The sequence below is a fragment of the Curtobacterium sp. SORGH_AS_0776 genome, assembly GCF_031453355.1.
In the GTDB taxonomy this organism is placed as follows: Bacteria; Actinomycetota; Actinomycetes; order Actinomycetales; family Microbacteriaceae; genus Curtobacterium.
Genome location: NZ_JAVIYU010000001.1, coordinates 1,351,630 through 1,370,219, shown reverse-complemented (window position 1 = coordinate 1,370,219; position 18,590 = coordinate 1,351,630). Strand labels below are relative to the sequence as shown.

General features: G+C 73.2%; 19 protein-coding genes and 1 pseudogene. 7 read left to right on the top strand and 13 right to left on the bottom strand.

Annotated features, from left to right (window positions below; genetic code table 11):
* Window positions 1-152 precede the first annotated feature (152 nt).
* Complete coding sequence (locus tag QE359_RS06905; RefSeq protein ID WP_309778473.1) at window positions 153-1,049, bottom strand: alpha-E domain-containing protein; 897 nt, start codon at window positions 1,047-1,049, stop codon at window positions 153-155.
* A 198-nt stretch (window positions 1,050-1,247) separates the two neighbouring features.
* On the opposite strand from QE359_RS06905, the gene QE359_RS06900 reads away from it, so the two are divergent.
* Both QE359_RS06900 and QE359_RS06895 read left to right on the top strand, forming a co-directional pair.
* Window positions 1,248-1,778 (top strand): MarR family transcriptional regulator, encoded by a 531-nt coding sequence (locus QE359_RS06900; protein ID WP_309778472.1) that lies wholly within the window; start codon window positions 1,248-1,250, stop codon window positions 1,776-1,778.
* A 9-nt stretch (window positions 1,779-1,787) separates the two neighbouring features.
* Window positions 1,788-2,048: a hypothetical protein gene (locus tag QE359_RS06895; RefSeq protein ID WP_229087417.1), complete on the top strand. Its 261-nt coding sequence runs from the start codon at window positions 1,788-1,790 to the stop codon at window positions 2,046-2,048.
* Here QE359_RS06895 and QE359_RS19055 read toward each other — a convergent pair.
* The 7 genes and pseudogenes from QE359_RS19055 to QE359_RS06865 all read right to left on the bottom strand — a co-directional run bounded on the left by QE359_RS19055 (window position 2,045) and on the right by QE359_RS06865 (window position 8,220).
* Window positions 2,045-2,410: an NAD-binding protein gene (locus QE359_RS19055; protein ID WP_396127722.1), complete on the bottom strand. Its 366-nt coding sequence runs from the start codon at window positions 2,408-2,410 to the stop codon at window positions 2,045-2,047. The genes QE359_RS06895 and QE359_RS19055 overlap by 4 nt on opposite strands.
* Window positions 2,307-2,864, bottom strand: a pseudogene (locus QE359_RS06890) (NAD(P)-dependent oxidoreductase); the annotation flags it as partial. The pseudogene QE359_RS06890 and the gene QE359_RS19055, both read right to left, overlap by 104 nt.
* Window positions 2,865-2,954: 90 nt before the next feature.
* Window positions 2,955-3,935: a M23 family metallopeptidase gene (locus tag QE359_RS06885; RefSeq protein ID WP_309778470.1), complete on the bottom strand. Its 981-nt coding sequence runs from the start codon at window positions 3,933-3,935 to the stop codon at window positions 2,955-2,957.
* A gap of 20 nt (window positions 3,936-3,955) precedes the next feature.
* Window positions 3,956-4,282, bottom strand: a complete 327-nt coding sequence (locus QE359_RS06880) for a hypothetical protein (RefSeq protein WP_309778468.1) — start codon at window positions 4,280-4,282, stop codon at window positions 3,956-3,958.
* 133 nt (window positions 4,283-4,415) lie between these two features.
* Window positions 4,416-5,096, bottom strand: coding sequence for a lysophospholipid acyltransferase family protein (locus tag QE359_RS06875; protein WP_309780406.1), 681 nt, complete (start codon window positions 5,094-5,096; stop codon window positions 4,416-4,418).
* Between the two features lie 139 nt (window positions 5,097-5,235).
* Entirely contained in the window at window positions 5,236-7,083 is a 1,848-nt protein-coding gene (gene recQ, locus QE359_RS06870) for a DNA helicase RecQ (RefSeq protein ID WP_309778467.1), read from the bottom strand.
* A gap of 9 nt (window positions 7,084-7,092) precedes the next feature.
* Window positions 7,093-8,220: a CPBP family intramembrane glutamic endopeptidase gene (locus QE359_RS06865; RefSeq protein WP_309778466.1), complete on the bottom strand. Its 1,128-nt coding sequence runs from the start codon at window positions 8,218-8,220 to the stop codon at window positions 7,093-7,095.
* A gap of 36 nt (window positions 8,221-8,256) precedes the next feature.
* Between QE359_RS06865 and QE359_RS06860 the strand changes: the two genes are divergently transcribed.
* A complete protein-coding gene (locus QE359_RS06860; RefSeq protein ID WP_309778464.1) occupies window positions 8,257-9,201 on the top strand; it encodes an EamA family transporter in 945 nt (314 codons plus the stop codon).
* 114 nt (window positions 9,202-9,315) lie between these two features.
* On the opposite strand, the gene QE359_RS06855 is transcribed toward QE359_RS06860, so the two are convergent.
* Window positions 9,316-9,753: a GNAT family acetyltransferase gene (locus tag QE359_RS06855; protein WP_309778462.1), complete on the bottom strand. Its 438-nt coding sequence runs from the start codon at window positions 9,751-9,753 to the stop codon at window positions 9,316-9,318.
* A gap of 96 nt (window positions 9,754-9,849) precedes the next feature.
* On the opposite strand from QE359_RS06855, the gene QE359_RS06850 reads away from it, so the two are divergent.
* Window positions 9,850-10,653, top strand: a complete 804-nt coding sequence (locus tag QE359_RS06850; RefSeq protein WP_229087447.1) for a class E sortase — start codon at window positions 9,850-9,852, stop codon at window positions 10,651-10,653.
* Window positions 10,650-10,826, top strand: coding sequence for a hypothetical protein (locus QE359_RS06845; RefSeq protein ID WP_309778460.1), 177 nt, complete (start codon window positions 10,650-10,652; stop codon window positions 10,824-10,826). Before QE359_RS06850 ends, QE359_RS06845 begins: the two co-directional genes overlap by 4 nt.
* 155 nt (window positions 10,827-10,981) lie before the next feature.
* On the opposite strand, the gene QE359_RS06840 is transcribed toward QE359_RS06845, so the two are convergent.
* From QE359_RS06840 to QE359_RS06825, 4 genes are all read right to left on the bottom strand, one after another.
* Window positions 10,982-13,957, bottom strand: coding sequence for an SMC family ATPase (locus tag QE359_RS06840; RefSeq protein ID WP_309778458.1), 2,976 nt, complete (start codon window positions 13,955-13,957; stop codon window positions 10,982-10,984).
* Window positions 13,957-15,120 (bottom strand): exonuclease SbcCD subunit D, encoded by a 1,164-nt coding sequence (locus tag QE359_RS06835; protein ID WP_309778456.1) that lies wholly within the window; start codon window positions 15,118-15,120, stop codon window positions 13,957-13,959. The genes QE359_RS06840 and QE359_RS06835 overlap by 1 nt, the downstream gene beginning before the upstream one ends.
* Before the next feature lie 61 nt (window positions 15,121-15,181).
* Window positions 15,182-16,465, bottom strand: coding sequence for a S24/S26 family peptidase (locus QE359_RS06830; protein WP_309778454.1), 1,284 nt, complete (start codon window positions 16,463-16,465; stop codon window positions 15,182-15,184).
* 70 nt (window positions 16,466-16,535) lie between these two features.
* The gene (locus QE359_RS06825) at window positions 16,536-17,183 is read right to left on the bottom strand and encodes a hypothetical protein (protein ID WP_309778452.1); all 648 of its coding nucleotides are present in this window, start codon (window positions 17,181-17,183) and stop codon (window positions 16,536-16,538) included.
* A gap of 236 nt (window positions 17,184-17,419) precedes the next feature.
* Between QE359_RS06825 and QE359_RS06820 the strand changes: the two genes are divergently transcribed.
* The gene (locus QE359_RS06820) at window positions 17,420-17,986 is read left to right on the top strand and encodes a MarR family transcriptional regulator (RefSeq protein WP_309778451.1); all 567 of its coding nucleotides are present in this window, start codon (window positions 17,420-17,422) and stop codon (window positions 17,984-17,986) included.
* 36 nt (window positions 17,987-18,022) lie between these two features.
* Complete coding sequence (locus tag QE359_RS06815) at window positions 18,023-18,532, top strand: mycothiol transferase (RefSeq protein ID WP_309778449.1); 510 nt, start codon at window positions 18,023-18,025, stop codon at window positions 18,530-18,532.
* Window positions 18,533-18,590 lie beyond the last annotated feature (58 nt).

Genomic DNA, 18,590 nt, shown 5'->3' with positions numbered 1-18,590 from the left:
TGACCGTCTGACGGACGGGAGGCGCGGGTCGGCCCCGCACCGCGCCTCCCGTCCGTCGTCACGTCGATCCAGGGCGCGGTCCGGCACACGGGTCCGGGCGCGGCTCAGCGCGCAGGTTCGGGCGCGGCTCAGCGCGCAGGTTCGGGCGCGGCTCAGCGCGCGGGTTCGGGCGCGGCGAAGACGCGTTCGTCGAGGGCCTGCACCACCAGGTCCGCCGCCGCCGCGAGCCGCTCCCCCGCGGCGCGGGCTGCCAGCACCGCGCCGTCGTCGGACACCGACTCGAGGCCCGCCCGGGTGTCCGCGAACGCACGCACCTCGTCGGCGATGCACGACGGCGCCACGTCGGCGAGGCACTCGTCCGCCCGCCGCGCGAGGAACCGCAGCGACCGCGGACTGTGCTCGTCCAGGAGCAGGAACGCCGCGGCGTCCTCCGGCCCGGGCGTGTGGTGGTCGCGGCCGCGCTGGAACGCCTCGCCGGCGCCGCACGCCCGGAGCGCCGTCGTCCACGATGCACCCGACTCCGGGTCGAGCAGCCCCGACGCGAGCAGTCGCGCCGTGACGGAACACCGCTGCAGCGCACGGCCGAGCGTGAAGAACTCCCAGACCTCGTCGTGGCTCGCATCGGCCTCGACGACCCCGATCGCCAGGGCGCTGCGCTCCCGCACCCACGCCAGGAACTCGTGAGCACGATCGGGTGCGACCTTGCGGGGCATCCGCGACCGGGTGACGTTGAGGCAGTCCCACAGTTCGGTGGAGACGACCTCGCGGGCACGCCGGGCGTTGTCCCGCGCGACCGCAACGGCCGATGCGATGGACGCCGGTTCGTGCCGGTCGAGGGCGAGGGAGTCAATCGTCGAGGCCCGGTCCGGGTCGTTCGCCGGTCCCGCGGCCCCCACGACCGCCCGGAGCTCGGCGGCGACCGCCCGGTCGTGCTCGACCCCGGCGGGCTCACCGCGGGCGACGTACACGTCGAGCATGCGCGCGACGACCTCGGCCCGTTCCACGGCGCTCCCGACGTGGAACACGCTCCCCGCGAGTCGGCTCAGCACGTCGGCTCCTGCATGCCGTGAACCTACTGACCGGGGATTGCGAGGGTGTTTCGTCGCCGCGTCACGGGTGTTGCGGCTCGGCGCGGACCCCGCTGGTGCGCCCGTGTGCCGGGTCCGATCCTGGACGTGCGGCGTGCGTCCCCGGTCCACTCTCCGCGCTCGCTAGACAATCTAACTAGAGCGTCTAGCATTGTGACCATGAGTACCGAGGTGACGACGAGCGCCGCGGGGTTCTGGTACGGCGAGGATTCCCGGGTCGACGCGGTGGACGTGCTGAACGCACTCCGCAGGTACCGGAGCGCCGAGAGCGCGGCACAGCGACGCGCGCGTGAGGCACTGGGCATCGGCGAGAACGCCCTGCTCGCGCTCCGCGCACTCCTCGACGCGGAAGAGGCCGGCCGCACGGTCAACGCGAAGGACCTCGCCGAGCACCTCGACATCACCCCGGCGTCGACGTCGGCACTCGTCGACCGGCTCGTCCGGAGCGGGCACGTCGAACGCCACCCGGACCCGAACGACCGTCGCGGCGTCATCCTCACCGCGTCCGGTGGCTCGATGCGCCAGGTGCTCCAGGTGATCGACCAGCTCGACTCCCGCGCGGTCGAGGCGACCGAGCACCTGTCGAACGACGACATGGCCGTCATCGTGTCGTTCCTCGATGAGATGGTCCGCGTCGTGGACGGCGTCGACGTCGCCGGTCGTGGGCACCGCGTCAGCCGGTCCGCGTAGCCTGCTGGCATGGCAGACACGGGCACCGACGGCACCGCGACGCCCGCGCCGCACGACCCCGAGGACGACATGCCCCTGGCGGAGCTCGACGCCCGGGCCCGTGCGGACGCCGCACTCCGTCGGATCCAGGCCGGTGCCGATCCCGCGCGCGAGGCGTTCGACCTCGCCAACACGATGAACGACGAGACCGTGGGGCGCCTGACGAACGCGCTCCGACGGTTCCTCGGACGGGACGGGCGCCGCACAGCCCGGCGTGACGACCTGCGCTAGAACGCCGTGCCGACGGCAGCGATGTCGTCGCCGCCGTGTCCAGCAGCGCTGGCGTCGGCGTAGACCCGGCCCAGTGCGTCGAGCAGGACCGTCGACACCCCCGTGCTGCGCGCGGCGTCGGTGATGAGGCCGATGTCCTTCCGGAGACCGTCGAGCGCGAACTGCGCCGGGAACGACCCCTCGATGATCGACCCGCCCCTTGGTGTGCGCGTAGGCCGAGTCGCTGGCGCTGCCGTCGATCGCCTCGAGGAAGAGCGCCGGGTCCAGCCCGAGCGACTTCGCGACCGCGAGCGACTGCCCGGTCGCGGCCGTGATCGACGCGATCCAGGCGTTCGCCGCCAGCTTGAGCGCGGTCCCGGCACCGACCTGGTCCCCCGCACGCACGGTCTTCGCGCCGATCGCGTCGAGCACCGGGTCGATGCGGTCGAGCACGGCCGCGGGGCCGGCTGCGAGCATCGTCAGGGTGCCCTGCTCAGCGGGTGCCTTCGTGCCGAGCATCATCGCCTCGACGAGGGTGATCCCGTACTTCGCGGCGAGCTGCACGACGGTCTCGGTGCCGGCGACGCCGATCGTCGAGCACTGCACCCACACGGCGTCGGTCGGGGCGTCGCCCGCGGAGGCCTCGAGGACGTCCACCACCGCGTCCGTGTCGAAGAGCGTGAGCAGCACGACCTCGGCATCGGCCACCGCTGCGCCGGGGTCGTCCGCCACGGTCGCACCCTGCTCACCCAGCGGAGCGGCCTTGTCGGCGCTCCGGTTCCACACGGTCACCGTGTGGCCCTCGCGGAGCAGCGACCCAGCCACCCCGGCACCCATCGCCCCGGTCCCCAGTACCGTCACCCGCACGCGCGTCTCCGTCCCTGCGCCGCACCGTGCGGTCGCCCGTCCGACGGTACGCGCCGTCGGTCAGAGCAGTCCGCGGTCCCGGAGCCACACCGCCGGATCGACCGCCACCCCACCGTGGAGGACCTCGAAGTGCAGGTGCGACCCGGTCGAGACGCCGGTGTTCCCCACGGCGCCGATGCGCTGCCCCGCCGTCACGGTCTTACCCACCCGGACACCGATCTGGGAGAGGTGTCCGTACCGGGTCTGGGAGCCGTCGGTGTGCTGCAGCAGGACCTGGTTGCCGTACCCGCCGACGACCCCGGCGGACACCACGCGTCCGGACATCGCCGCGACGACGGCCGTCCCCTCGCGCGCGGCGAAGTCGAGCCCCTGGTGGTTCGTCGAACAGGCGCCGCAGCCGCTGACCCACCGCGAGCCGAAGCCGCCCGCTGCCGGGATCGTCCCCGCGACGGGCCTGGCATTCGAGGCGCCGGGAGCCGCCTCGGACGTCGGAGCCGCTGCCGCACGACGCTCGGGTGCCCGGCCGATCGCGAAGCCGTCCCGCTCGGCGCGGGCGGTCGACGTCGCCGATGTCGTGTACTCCTGCACGTCGAGCGCGGGGAGCACCGACGTCGCGCTCGCTGCGGTCGCCGTCTGCGGCGTGACGACGGTGACGAACAGGCACGCGGCGACGGCGGTCGCGGTGAGCGGAACGGCCCTCGCGGACGCGACGGCCGAGCCGATCGAGCGCAGCGGCAGCGTGATCGTCCGGGTGACCGCCCGCCCGAAGGCGACGGGGCGGATCGCGGGCCGCCCGGCGCGCAGGGTTCGTCGCGACGGCAGGGGCTGCAGGCTCTCGGCACTGGTGGAGGCCGGGGCGGCGGGAGGGGACACCGCCACCCCGGTGGTCGAGTGGGTGACCGATCCGGTGCCGGTCACGGTGGTCGGGTCCGCCGCCGCACGTTCTGCGGCACGCTGAGCACGACGGGTGGCCGGGGCGTTGGCCGCGTGGCGAGCGGCGCCCCGCGGGCGCATCGGCAGGCGGTCCGTCGTCGTGGACATCGGCTTCGTCGAGGGCCGGCTCAGGCGCGGACGACGCCGTCGCGGGCGATGCGCTCGAGCTCGGTCACGACGGCGTCCACCACGGCGCGGGTGATCGCGTCGGCGACGGCCTCGACCAGGACGAGCTGCTCCGGAGCCACCGCGTGGGCGGTCGTCGCGGCGACCACGCGCGTCGGGATGGCCTCGATCGCGGCGACGAGCGACGCCGGGACGAACACGGGGCCCTGCGGCTCGACCGGGGCGGTCATCGGCGAGGTCGGCGCGCTCGGAGCTGCCGGTGCCGCCGGAGCGGGGGTCGGCCGTTCGGCACGGCGGGCGATGGAGTCGAAGAGCGGCGTGGAGGACATGCTGCTTGCCTTCCGATCAGGTGGTCGGGCGTCCCGTTCTCGGGCGGGACGCGGTCGGAGTGTGCCCCTGGCACGACTCCATTCAACCACCAGTATTTCAGATGTGCAATAGCATGTTTCGTGTATGCGCGCGTCAGTCGGGCTCGACCGCGGCCGTCGGGTCGTCGCGTCGGAGGACCTGCCGAACCCGTTCGACGATCGTCGCCGGCGGGTTGTTGTAGGCGTTCGCGGACTCCTGTCCGCTGAGCTCCTGGATCGCCGCCATCACGGCGTCCGTCGCGTGACGACGAGCCCGGCCGGACGACGCCTCTCCGAAGCCGGAGAGGTCGAGCGGCGTACCGAACTCGACCGTGACCTTCGCGAGCTTCGGGACGCGCGAACCCACCGGCTGGACGTCCTGGGTGCCGGTGAGGGCGACGGGCACCACGGGTGCACCACTCGTCAGGGCCAGCCAGGCCACTCCGGTGCGGCCCCGGTAGAGCCGGCCGTCGAGGGACCGGGTGCCCTCGGGGTAGATCGCGAACGCATCGCCCGCCCGGAGCCGCTCGAGCCCGAGGTCGAGGGCCTCCTGCGCCGCCGAACCCGCACCCCGCTCGACACCGATCGCGCCGATGCCCTCGAAGAAGCCCCGCGTCACCGAGCCCCGGAAACCCTTTCCCGTGAAGTACTCCTTCTTCGCGAGGAAGAACACCTTCCGCGGGGCGAGGAGGCCGATCGTCGGGGAGTCGATGAACGAGCGGTGGTTGCTCGCGAGGATCACCGGTCCACGCTTCGGGATGTTCTTCCGACCGATGATCCGCGGCCGCCAGATCATGCGAGCGAGCGGCGCCACGAAGGCACGGCTCAGCGTGGTGTACTTCGACGATCCGGACACACGGGCCTCCTCGAGACGGGAGTCTCCGAGTGTAGTGATCACGACCCCGATCGCATGCCCGCCACGGAATGTGTCGCGATCACTCGGCCGCGGCGACGACGTCGAGCACCGCGCGGCCGTAACGCTCGAGCTTCGCCCCGCCGACGCCGGAGATCTCGGCGAGCTGGTCTTCGTCCGACGGCTTCACCGCCGCGATGCCCCGCAGCGTCGCGTCGCTGAAGACCACGTACGCCGGGACGCCCTGTTCGCGGGCCTGGGCCGCACGCCAGGCGCGCAGGGCCTCGAACAGCCCGAGGGCTTCCTGGGGCATGTCCGTCACGACGGTCCGGCGGTTGCGGGAGGCCCGGGGTGCCTTCACCGGGTCGCGCCGCATGCGCACCTGCACGCGGCCGGCGAGGACGTCGGCGCTCGTCGGGCTCAGGACGACCGTGCCGAACCCGTCGCCGGACACCGCCGCGTAGCCCTGCGCGAGGAGCTGTCGGGCGACGGTGCGCCACTCCGCCTCGCCCAGGTCGCTGCCGATGCCGAACGTGGCGAGGGACTCGTGCCGGAGCTCCTGCACCCGGGGCGACTGCTTGCCGACGAGGATGTCCACGAGGTGCGAGACGCCGTACCGCTGGCCGCGTTCACGGTCGAGCCGGACCACGGTGGAGAGGAACTTCTGCGCCGGGACCGTGCCGTCCCACGACTCGGGCGGGGCGATGCACGTGTCGCAGTTGCCGCACGCCGTGCTCTCCTGCCCGAAGTACGCGAGCAGTCGGACGCGCCGGCACTCGATGGTCTCGCACAGGGCGAGCATCGCGTCGAGGTGCGCGCTGAGCTGCCGACGGTGCGCGGCATCACCCTCGGACTGGTCGATCATCCGGCGCTGCTGCACGACGTCGTTCAGGCCGTACGCCAGCCAGGCGGTCGAGGGGAGCCCGTCGCGCCCGGCACGACCGGTCTCCTGGTAGTAGCCCTCGACCGACTTCGGCAGGTCGAGGTGCGCCACGAACCTGACGTCCGGCTTGTCGATCCCCATGCCGAACGCGATGGTGGCGACCATCACGACGCCGTCCTCGCGCAGGAAGGCGGACTGGTTCCGTTCCCGCACCTTGGCGTCGAGACCGGCGTGGTAGGGCAGCGCCGGGATCCCCTGCTCGGACAGCGCGGCCGCGGTGCGCTCGACCGAGTTGCGGGAGAGGCAGTACACGATGCCCGCGTCGCCGCTGTGCTCGGTGCGGATGAACGTGAGGAGCTGCTGCAGCGCCCCGGTCTTCGGTTCGATGCGGTACTGGATGTTCGGCCGGTCGAAGTCGGCGACGAAGTGCGCGGCGTCGTCGAGGCCGAGCCGGGCGGAGATCTCGCGGTGGGTCTGCGGCGTCGCGGTGGCGGTCAGGGCGATGCGCGGCACGGTCGGCCAGCGCTCGTGCAGGACGCTCAGCTCGAGGTAGTCCGGCCGGAAGTCGTGGCCCCACTGGGCGACGCAGTGCGCCTCGTCGATGGCGAACAGGGCGATCTGCGCGCGGTCGAGCAGTGCGCGCGTGGACTCGAGCCGCAGCCGCTCGGGCGCGAGGTAGAGCATGTCGACCTCGCCCGAGACCACGGCGCGTTCGACCCGGGCACGTTCGTCCGGCCCCTGCGTGGAGTTGAGGAACGCGGCCTTGACGCCGTTCGCCGCGAGGGCGTCGACCTGGTCCTGCATGAGCGCGATGAGCGGCGACACGACCACGCCGACGCCGTCCCGCACGAGTGCCGGCACCTGGTAGCAGAGCGACTTGCCACCGCCGGTCGGCATGAGGACGAGCGCGTCGCCCCCGGTGACGATCTGGTCGATGATCGAGGCCTGTTCGCCCCGGAAGTCGTCGTAGCCCCACACGCGGTGCAGGACGTCGAGCGCGGCGGCTCGGGAAGCAGACACGGCGGCGGGCGCGGGCGTGGTGCTCATGCCACGAGCCTACGGCCGACCGACGACACCCACGGCGTTGTCCACAGGCGCTGCGTCCGCCCCGTCGGCCGAGCCGGCCGTCTCGTCGAGGCGGGCCGGGGCGCTCGCCCAGCCCGTGCCTCCTGGACCGAACCAGCGCCCGCCACCCGCCCAGACCGGTGCCGGACCACGGAACCGCGGTGCGGCCGCGCCCGCGAAGCGGCGGTCGAGGTGGCGCCACCGCGCGAGCACCTCGACCATGCCCCAGTAGAGCAGCGAGGTACCGAGGGTGACGAGCCAGCCGCCGACGGTCCCGTTGGCGTCCTGCGACGAGAGGTCGATCCGCGACCAGCCCGGCGCCTGCAGCACGAAGATCATGATGTTGTTGAAGGCGTGCTGCAGCACGGTCGCCTCGAGGCCGCCGGTGCGCAGCACGATGATCGCGGCGATGAGGCCGAACGACCCGACGTCGAGGATGCCCCAGACGTTGTAGCCGTTCGGGATGTGCAGCAGGGCGAACACGACGGTCGACACCGCGACGGCGAGGACCGTGCCCACGATGCGGACCGGGATCCACGAGCCGATGGTCTGCATGAGGAAGCCGCGGAAGATGTACTCCTCCGCGGCGCCCTGGAACGGCACGAGCACGATGACGAGCACGAGCGTCGTGGTGAGCGTGCCGAGGGACACCGTCGACTGGCCGATCGCGGCGTGGTCCCACCCCAGGCCGCCGTCGAAGGTGAGCATCCCGAGTCCTTGGAAGCAGAACATGATCGCCGCGATGACGAGCGTCGGGATGAGGCACCAGGCCGTCCAGCCCCAGCGCACCCGGAACCGCGTGGACGACAGGATCCCGGCGGGACCGACGCGCGCGATCTTCACCGCGAGCAGGATGCCCGGCAGCAGGACCACGAGGGACACGAGCGACAGCGAGAGCACCACCGGGTCGGTGGGGTCGAGCGCCCCGCTCGCGAGGTCGTTCTGCAGGTCGATGACCCCCTGCGGCCCCTGGTTCGCGCCGATCGGCACGAAGTACGCGATGGCGATGATCACCTGCGAGACGAAGTACCAGCCGGCGAGGAACGCCAGCGCCACGAGCGGGCGCCACCACCTCCAGCGTGCGTCGATGCGGGGCAGGCGGTGGTAGGGAACGCTCACGCCACGCAGGCTACCGGGCCGGGCAGGATGGGAGCCGTGCTCACCGTCGTCCTCGGCCTGTCCGGCGCGCTCGTCTACGGGTTCGCCGACTTCCTCGGCGGCCTCGCGTCACGTCGTGTCCGTGCGGTGACCGTCGCCGCCGTCGCCGCGGCGGTCGGGATCGTGCCCCTGCTGGTCGGGCTCGTCGTGGTCGGGGGTGCGTTCGGCGCGGAGTCCGTCCTGTGGGGCGCGGTCGCGGGGGTGTCCGGAGGCGTCGGCGTCCTCCTCCTCTACCGCGCGCTGGCGATCGGCCCGATGAGCGTGCTCTCGCCGCTGACCGCCGTCTTCGCCGCCGTCGTGCCCGTCCTGGTGGCGGTGCTGCGCGGGACGGCGCTGTCCGGCCTCGCGGTCGTCGCGCTGGTCGTCGCGGTGGTCGCGGTGGTCCTGGTGGCGGCGGTGCGGGACACGTCGGGCGCGCGGGTGACCGCCGTGGGGCTCGTGACGGCGGCGGTCGCGGGGTGCGGCTTCGGCGGGATCGTGCTCGCGTACGACATGACGCCGTCGGACGCGGGGGTGGTGCCGTTGGTCGTGTCGCGGGTGCTGCAGGCGGTGCTGCTCGGGACGGCGGCGGTCGTGGTGACGCGGCGGGCGGCGGTCACGGGGCGGGGCCCTGGAGGCGCGGCAGACCCCGCGAGGTCGGCCGACGCTCCGGGGTCTGCCGCGCCTCCCGGCATCCGTCGTGGCGGACGCTGGCCGGCCCGCCTGGTGTGGACGGTGGTCGCCTGCGGCGTCCTCGACGCCGCGGCGAACGTCTTCATCCAAGCGGGGCTGCACTCGAGTGAGGACCCGGCGACCCTGCCCGTGGTCAGCGTGCTCAACGCGCTGTACCCGATCGGGACGGTCGTGCTCGCCGGGATCGTGCTCCGGGAGCGGCTGACTGCCGTGCAGTGGGCCGGGATCGTGCTGGCGTTCGGCGCCGCGGTGGGGCTGGCGCTCGCGTAGGCCGGGCGCGGCGCCGCATCGGGCGAGTCTCGCCTGAGCGGACAGTTTCGTGGTCGCAGGGCCGCGAAAATGTCCGCGGAGCCGAGACTCGGGGCGGCCGGAGCGGGCCGGGCGTCAGGCGTCGGGGATGAGCCGCTTGCCGAGGGAGACCGTGCGGTCGTCGGTGTAGCCGAGTGCCTCGTAGAAGCCGATGACCTGCTCGTTGCCGGCCCGGACCTGCAGGTTGAGCTTCGGGCAGCCGAGGTCCGTCAGCAGTCGCTCGAACTCCGCCATGAACGCACGCCCGAGCCCCGAGCCCTGCAGGTCCGGCTGCACCGCCAGGTAGTTCACCCAGCCGCGGTGCCCGTCGAACCCGGCCATGCCCGCTCCGACGACCGGGTGGCCGGGGTCCTCGGCGTCCTCGGCGACCAGGAACAGCTCCGGCTGCACGGTCAGCTTGCGGGCGATGTCGCGACGGGGGTCGTTCCAAGGACGGACGAGACCGCAGGCCTGCCACAGGGCGACGACGGCTTCGGTGTCGGCCGGGTCGAACCGGCGGAGGACGTGCTGCATCACTTCACCGTAACGGTGCTGTGGACAACCTCGTCACGGGGTCGTCGTCGTGATCTGATAGACCTGTCCGACCACCCCATCCGGATCAGGAGCCCCGTGACCGCACACGAGACACTCCCGTCGCGCCGAGATCGCCGCGACGGTGCGGCCGGTGCTGCGCGACGGGCACCGCGTCGCCGCCAGACCGTGGGTGGCGCCATCGTCTCGCTCATCGCCGAGCTGCTCATCATCGCGGGCGCCGGCACCGGGCTGTACGTGGTGTGGACGGCGTGGTGGACGGACGTCGTCGCGGTCAACGAGCAGACGAAGCTCGTCGACGGCCTCGGGCAGAAGGACGTCTCGGGGACCGGCACCGAGCACCGCGGGCCCGCTCCCGTGCTCGCCGAGCCGCCGAACGTCACCGACGTCTTCGGCACGATGCAGATCCCCCGGTTCGGCAAGGACTACGAGCGCCCGATCGGCGAGGGCACCGACCGCGAGAAGGTCCTCAACACGATCGGCCTCGGCCACTACCAGGACACCGCGATGCCGGGCGCCGAGGGCAACTTCGCCGTCGCCGGGCACCGCGTGACCTACGGCAAGCCGCTCAACCAGATCGCCGAGCTCAAGACCGGCGACGACGTCGTGGTGCGGGTGACCGACGCGAAGACGAAGTTCGACGTCTGGTACGTCTACAAGGTCACCGACTCGCAGATCGTCACGCCCGACCACGTCGAGACCATCGCCCCGGTGCCGAACAAGCCCGGGGTCGAGCCGACGGCCGACGACCGCTGGCTGACCCTGACCGCGTGCCACCCGATGTGGTCGGCGAAGGAGCGGTACGTCACGCACGCCAAGCTCGACTACTGGATGCCCGCGTCGGAGGGCACCCCGAAGGAACTCTCGGAGACGTCGAAGTGATCTTCCCGTTCGTCTGGCGCATCCTGCCCGGCCCCGCGGCGCTCAAGGTGATCGAGTTGCTCGTCGTCCTCGCGGCGATCGTGTGGGTCCTGTTCACGTTCGTGTTCCCGTGGGTCGCTGCGGACATCCTGCCGCCGCCGGACGGCACGGTGGACGTGTCGCCGTCGCCCTGACGCGTGGGGTTGCGCAGCGTCCTGAATTCGCACCGTGCGAGGTTCCGCTGACAGTGGGACGTTGGGGGCCTCGCACCGAGCGCGGGACCTCGCACGGTGGCGGGGCGGGTGCGTGCGCGGGGGCGGGTTCGCGCGCGGGCGCGGGCGCGGGCGCGTCAGACCGTGGTCGTCACCCGGGATCCACCGTCGGACGTGCGCCGCACGGCGATGCGCTCCGGGATCCGCTGCTTGAGCTCCTCGACGTGGCTGACGATCCCGACCTGACGGCCGCCCGCGGTCAGGCGCGACAACTGCCCGATCACGTCGTCGAGCGTCTCGGGGTCGAGCGTGCCGAACCCCTCGTCGACGAACAGCGTGCCGAGGGAGACTCCGCCCGCCTCGGCCTGGACGACGTCGGCGAGACCGAGCGCAAGGCAGAGCGACACCGTGAAGGTCTCGCCGCCGGACAGGCTGCGGGGGTCGCGCACGGTGTCGGTCGTCTGGTCGTGCACGGCGAGCGCGAGGCCCGTGCGCCGTGCGCGTGAGCCGGACTCCCGCTCGTCGGAGGTCTCGAGCGTGAACCGGCCCGCGAGCATCGCCCGCAACCGGTCGTTCGCCGCGGCGACGACGTCCTCGAACCGGCGCATGAGCACGTAGGTGCCGAGGGTGATCCCGGTGGGGTTGGCTGCTGCGACCCCTGCCGCGACGTCGGCGAGCCGCACCACGGCCCGACTGCGCGCAGAGGTGTCGTCGCGAGCACGGACAGCGGCGTCCAGCTCGGCTGCGCACCGTTCGGACGCGACGGCCTGATCGACCGCCGACGTGGCCGCGCGGACGGCTGCCTCGGCCGCGGCTGCGGTGGCGTCCCGTGCTGCGCGGGCTCCGTCGAGGTCGAGTGCTGCCGGGTCGTCGTCGGCCGCAGCGACGACCGCCGGTTCGGCGAGTCCCGCGTCGACGACCGCGCGCGCCTGGTCGGCACGGGCGACCTCGGCCCGGAGTGCTTCGGCGTCCGCTCGGTCGAGGACCCCGGCGCGGGCGGAGACGACGTCGTCGAACCCCTGCTCGGCGAGGACCCGGTCCACTTCGGCCGCACGTTCGCGGACGTCTGCTGCTGCCGAGTCCGCGCGGCTGTCGGCCTGGAGCACCGCGTCGAGTCGGCCGACGAGCGCGTCGAGCGACTCGACCCCCTGGCGCAGGGTCTCCGGCGCACCGTCGAGGTGTTCGGCCACGCGTTCGATCGCGGCCGACACCGCCGACTCGTCCTGCTCGAGGCGCTCGGCATCGGCTGCCGCTGCGCCGGCGAGGACGGCGCGTTCGGCGTCGACCTCGTTCCGCTGCCGTTCGAGGGTGCGCGTTCCCTCGTCGTGTGCGGCCCGCTGCTGTTCGAGGTCGCGCACGCGGACGGCCGCGTCGTGCGCCGCCGTGACGGCTGCGTCGGCCGCAGCCGCGAGGGCGTCGACGGTGTCGTCGTCGACGTCACCGAGGACCTGCACGAGCCGGGCGAGTTCGGCCCGTTCGAGTGCGAGGGCCGTCGCGGCGTCGCCGAGGGCGCGCTCGGCACCCCGGGCACGTTCGGCCGCGGCCTCGATCGCCTCGGTCGTGGGGTGGTCGTCCTGCGGTGTCGCGACGACCGGGTGCTCCGTCGCCCCGCACACCGGGCACGGGTCGCCCGGCAGGAGTGCGGCGCCGAGCTCTCCGGCGAGACCGGCGATGCGGCGCTCCCGCAACTGCTGCTCGACCCGGACGAGCTCGTGGGCGGTGGTGCGGGCGGCGACGACGGTCTGCTCGGCACCCTGCACGCGCCGTTCGGACGCGGCCCGGGCGACGAGGTCGGCCCGGAGTGCACGGACACGCTCGACCTCGAGCCGCGCGGCCTCGGACCCGGCGGCCAGCGCGGCGGCGGCCCGGGCGTCCTCGACGATGCGGGCGCGTTCGGCGGGGCGGGCATCGAGCGCGGTGTCGAGGTCGGCGAGGCGTTCGGTGAGCAGGGCTCCGCGAGCGACGGCGTCGGTGATCGCCCGACGCCTGCCGGGGAGCGCTCGCTCGAGGTCGATGCGGTGCCGGACCGCGGCGAGGCACTCGGTCACGGCGGTCCGCTGGTGGGCGAGGGCGTCTCGGTCGGTCGTCACGCCGTGCTGTGCGCGGAGGGCCTCCGCCGCCGCGGTGGCGTGGTCGGAGCGGGCGCGTGCGGCGTCGAGCCCGTCGGCGACGACCGCGACGCGGGCAGCGCGCTCGCCCGACGCCAGGCGCACGCGGGCCGCGGCGACCCCGTCGACACCCGCGTCGAGTTCCGCACGACGTGCGACGAGGACGGCGCGGCGATCCAGTGCGGCTGCACGAGCAGTGACCGACTGCTCGTGCGCCGCCGCAGCAGCGGCCGCGTGCGACGCGGTGGCGCGAGCGGACTCGGCGGCGTCGGCGGTCGCTCGGAGTGCTGCGACGGTCGCGGGGACGTCGGACTCGTCCGGCTCGTCGACGCCCGCAGCCTGGGCGAACCGGTTCAGGGCGTCGCGGACCCGGGCTTCGGCGCCCTCGACCTCGGCCAGGACGGCGCGACGGCGGACAGCGAGTTCGTCGGCCGTCCGGTCGTAGACCTGCGTACCGAACAACGACTGCAGCAGCTTGCGGCGGTCTTCGCCGGGAGACCGCAGGAACCGGGCGAACTCGCCCTGGGGCAGGACGACCGTCTGCAGGAACTGCGCCTTGTCGAGGCCGATGATCCGGGCGATCTCGACCGCGACCTCGGGGATGCGCGAGGACATCGGCTCACCGGCCACGTCGGCCGGCCCGGCGAGGCGGAACAGCTGCGCGGAGGCCTGCTGCTTCACGGTGCCGGTCCCCCGCTGCTTCGGGCGCTGGTACTGCGGCGTGCGTCGGACGCGGTACACACCGGCACCGGTCTCGAACACGAGCTCGACGAAGGGCTCGACCGCGGGGTCGGCGTGCTGGCTGTGCAACCGGTCGTCGCTCGCGTCGGCACCGGCCAGTCCGCCGTACAGGGCGAACACCACGGCGTCGATGATCGTCGACTTGCCGGAACCCGTCGGCCCTTCGAGCAGGAACACCCCGGAGGCGGCGAGCGCGGCGAAGTCGATCGACACGAGGTCCGGGTAGGGGCCGATCGCGCGGAGTTCGAGCCGGTGCAGGTACATCAGCGGTCCCCCTCACGCTGGAGGCCCAGGGCGGCCGCTTCGTACGCCTCGGTCAGGATCGCGCGGTCGTCGTCGTCCGGCGCGGTGCCGGTGGCGAACGACACGAAGTCGGCTGCCACCTCGACCGGGTCGGACGTCGCCGTGACCGCGCGGGCTGCGGCACGCTCGGCGCGGTCGGCCGGCTCGTGCGTGATGGCGAGGGCGTGGGGGAAGTGGTCCTTCACCCGGGCGTACATCCGTTCCGGGTGGACGGTGTCCGTCACGGCGACGCGGACCCAGGCGTCCGCCGCCGACCGGTGCGCCCCGGACTCGATCTCGTCGATCGTGGCCCGGACGTCGACGAGCCGCCGCGGCACGGGCGTCGGCACGAGCTCGGCCGTCACCTGCCCGGAGTCGTCGAGGTCGACGACGGTGACGGACTTCTGCTGGTGCCGCTCGCCGAACGAGAACGCGAGCGGCGAGCCCGCGTACCGCACGCGGTCGCCGTCCCCCACCCGCTGCGGCCCGTGCAGGTGCCCGAGCGCGACGTAGTCGATGCCGTCGAACACGGCACGCGCCACCCGGTCGACCCCGCCGACGCGGATGTCCTGCTCGCTGTCGCTCGGTTCGGTCCCGCCGACGAACGCGTGGGCCACGACGACGCTGCGCGTACCGGGCCGGTGGGCGAGATCGGCGCGGACGCGGTCCATCGCGGCACCGACGACGGCCTGGTGCGAGCGGGCGAGCGGCTCGTCGGGCACCGCCGCGAGGGCGTACCGGGTGAGGTCGGGGTGCAGGTACGGGATGCCGTACACCGCGACGGGCCCGTCGGCGTCGTCGACGAGGACCGGGGTGGCGATGCCTGCGGGTTCGGCGAGGATCCGCACCCGCGGGTCCATCACGCCGGCACCGAAGCCGAGTCGTGCGGCGGAGTCGTGGTTGCCCGGGGTGATGACCACCGTGGCCGTCTCGGCCAGCTGTTCGAGCACCCGGGACAGCATCCGGACGGCGTCGACCGGCGGGATGGCACGGTCGTAGACGTCCCCGGCGACGACGACGAGGTCGACCGCACGCGCCCGTGCCTGGTCGACGAGCCAGTCGAGGAAGGCCGCCTGGTGCTCGAGCAGGTCGGCACCCAGCAGTGTGCGGCCGAGGTGCCAGTCGCCGGTGTGCAGGATGCGCATGCGGTCACGGTAGCGCCGGCCGGGGACATCGCCGGGTGCCCCGCGGCGACCTGTGGAGAACTCAGGGCACGCAGGTCGCGGAGGAGATGCCGAGCAGTGACGTGACCTTCACCTTGACGGTCGGGGGGCTCAGCGCGGTCCAGGTCCCCCCGAGGTTCGTGCGGAGGTTCACCGTGTACGTCGTCCCCAGGTCGAGCAGGCCGCCACCGCTGTAGGGCAGCGACCGCTCGGTCCCCGCGACCGTCGCGACTTGTGTGGTCTGGTAGACGAGGTCGAACGAGTTGGGCGTGACGCCGGTGTACGTCCACGCGATGGTGACGGTGTTGCTGTTCAGCTGCGTGCACGTGAGGGTCGCGACGCTCGTCGCGGTCGCGGCGCCGAACGAGGTGGACGTGACGGTGGTCCGCGACCACGGCCCGGCGACGGCCTCCGCCGGCAGGAGGAACCCGGCTCCGCCCGCGAGCACGAGGACGGCGGCCGCGCCGCCGAGACGGCGGAACCGACGCGCTCGGCGGTCCGCACGACGGAGGGTACGGCGGCTCACGACGGCGGTGGGGGCGGTGGTCGGGGCCGTGGCGACGCGCGGGGCGGGGTCGACCCGCGCCTCCTGGCCGTCACCGCCACCGACGGCGCCACCGACCCTGTCGCCGACGCCGACGCTGTCACCGACGCCGCCGCCGACGCCGCCGCCGCCGACACCGTCACCGGCGCCGACGCCGCTGTCACCAACGCCGTCCGGTCCGCCACCCGCGTCGCGCGACGCATCGTCGTCCGACGAGCGCCCCGCCGGACCGACCAACCGCCGCAGCGATCCGTCGATCGTGCAGAGCGCGAGCACCGCGACCAGCCCGAGTGCCAGCATCCCGACCTTGCCCCACTCCCCCGCACGGAGCCAGACGATCGGCGCACCGACGAACGGGACCCGCAGGAACGCGACTCCGTGCACGGCCGACGGTTCGACGGGCGTGGAGTCCTGCCGGGGGTTGGCATCGCCCTTCGTGACGATCGTGCCGCGCGGACCGTCCTCGACGTAACGGTGCATGCGGAGGTGCCCGGGCTGGTCCGGGTCGTCGACGAGCAGGACCTTGCCCATCCGGACGTCACCGGCCGACACCGGGCGGGAGACCACGACGTCGCCGGGGGTGAGCCGCGGCTCCATCGATCCGGTCATCACCGTCGTCGGCTGCCAGCCGATGACGGCGGGAGCAGCCGCCCAGAGCGCGAGCCCGAGCAGGGTCGCGACGACGCCGCGGGCGAGCGTGGCCACGACGACGCGCCCCCAGTCGACGGCGTCACGGAGCGCGTCGTGCGGCGTGGGACCGCCGTGCACTTCGATGCTGACCATGACTGCCTTCGACCGGGGGCGCGTTGTCGGACGGTGACGGACGGGCCCGCATCGGGCTCGGTCCCGGACGTCACGCGGTGGACACGGGAGCGTCGATCACGCTCCCGTGTCGCCGGCTCAGCTGTTCTGGGCCTCCCAGGTGAAGCCGAGGGCCGCGGTGCCGCCCTGCACGGTGTTCGGTGCGGTGCTCGAGACGGTGTAGGTGAAGCGGTAGACGCGCGACTCCGAGCCGCTGCCGGTCGGGGCCCAGCTGCCGACACCCGTGGCGAAGTTGGTCGAGGCCCGTGCCGAAGCCCGCGACGGTGCCGCTGTAGAGCGTGCCGTTGGTCGACGCCGCGGTGAAGCCGGTGCAGGAGCCGAAGCCGCCGCCCGTGCCCTGCTCGACGGTGAGGTTGATGTTCGACGCGAGGGCGTTCGTCGTGGCCGCGTTCGTGCCGTAGAGCTTCACGGTCGAGGGCAGCGTGCCGGTCGAGGTGACCGTGATGCAGTTCGCACCGGTCGAGCCGGGCTTGAGGCCGGTCGCGTTGAACAGCGCGGTGTTGTTGTCGTCGTCGGTGAGGGCGACGCTGCCGGCCGTCCAGTTGCTGGTCGGGTTGACCGTGGTGGCCGAGAAGGCCGAGTAGGACGCGGTCGAGACGACGACACCCGAGGCCACGAGAGCGGCGGGGATGGCGATCCAGGCGGCGAGACGCGCAGCGCGCGGGGTGACACGGGACATGACGGAGCTCCTGATCCAAAGGGGCGCCGGGGTTCCGCGGTGGTTGGTCGCGACGGCGCCGTGGTTGCAACGACGATCAAGCTACTTGAGCGCCGTGTGGCTCACAAGGGAAGCTACACCCCCACAGTTGGGGGTACTTCAATCGGTGAGATACTTGTTCAATGAGCAGCACGACGGCATACCCGTGCCGTCCCGCCGATCGCGCAGGCGATCACCCTCCCGAGAAGAGCCGCCCGATGACGGACACCACCACCGCGCTCGCGCGACCCCTGGACGCCGCGCAGCTCCCCCCTGCCCCCGTGTCGCCGACCGTCAGCATCCCCGAGGTCGACCCGGACGGCGACGTCGCGACGCTGATGACGGCGTTCCGCGTGCTGCAGATGCAGCACGCGCGCGTCCTGCACCACGAGAGCTCCACCCGCGGGCTGAACGCCACGGACGCCCGGTTCGTGTTCTTCCTCGCGTCCGCCGACGGCGAGGGCATCACCCCGAAGCAGGCCGGCGAGTACCTCGAACTGTCCACAGGTGCCATGACGAGCCTGATCGACCGGCTCGAGAAGCGCGACCACATCGAGCGTCGTCCGAACCCCGACGACCGCCGCAGCATCCTCCTCCACCTCACCCCGTCCGGGTCCGAGGTCGCGCGCGAGATCGGCGCCGTCTACTCGTCGGCGTTCCGCGAGGTCATCGCCCCCGGCGACCGCGCCGGCCTCGCCGACGCCTTCGACCGGCTCGGCGCTGCGCTCGAACGCCACTCGCGATCGGTCTCCGTCGCGGGGACGATCGCCGGCCTGCAGCCGTGACGAACGGTGTCGGACACCGCGCGTAGCGTTGCCGGCATGACCCCCTCAGAACTCCTCATCGAAGCGTTCTCCCGCGTCCCCGCCACGGTCGAACGCGCCGTCAGCGGGCTGTCGGAGGACCAGCTGGCCGCACGTCCGGCCGCCGGTGCGAACACCCTCGCCTGGCTCGCGTGGCACATCGCGCGCGGGCAGGACGCCCAGATCGCGGACCTCGCGGGCACCGAGCAGGTGTGGACGGCGGACGGCTGGGTGGAGCGGTTCGGACTGCCCTTCCCCGCCGAGGCGCTCGGCTACGGCATGTCGCGGGACGACGTCGGACGCGTCCGCGCCTCGGCGGACCTGCTGGTCGACTACCTCCGCGCGGTGCACGACCGCACGGTCGCCTACGTCGGCACGCTCGAGCCGGCGGACTTCGACCCGGTGGTCGACGACGCGTGGGACCCGCCCGTCACGCGGGGCGCGCGGCTCGTCAGCATCCTCGACGACTGCACGCAGCACGCCGGACAGGCCGGGTACGTGCGCGGGTTGCTCTTCTTCAACCGCTGACGCGGTCGTGACGGACGGGAGGCGCGGTGCCAGCTGGCACCGCGCCTCCCGTCCTGCG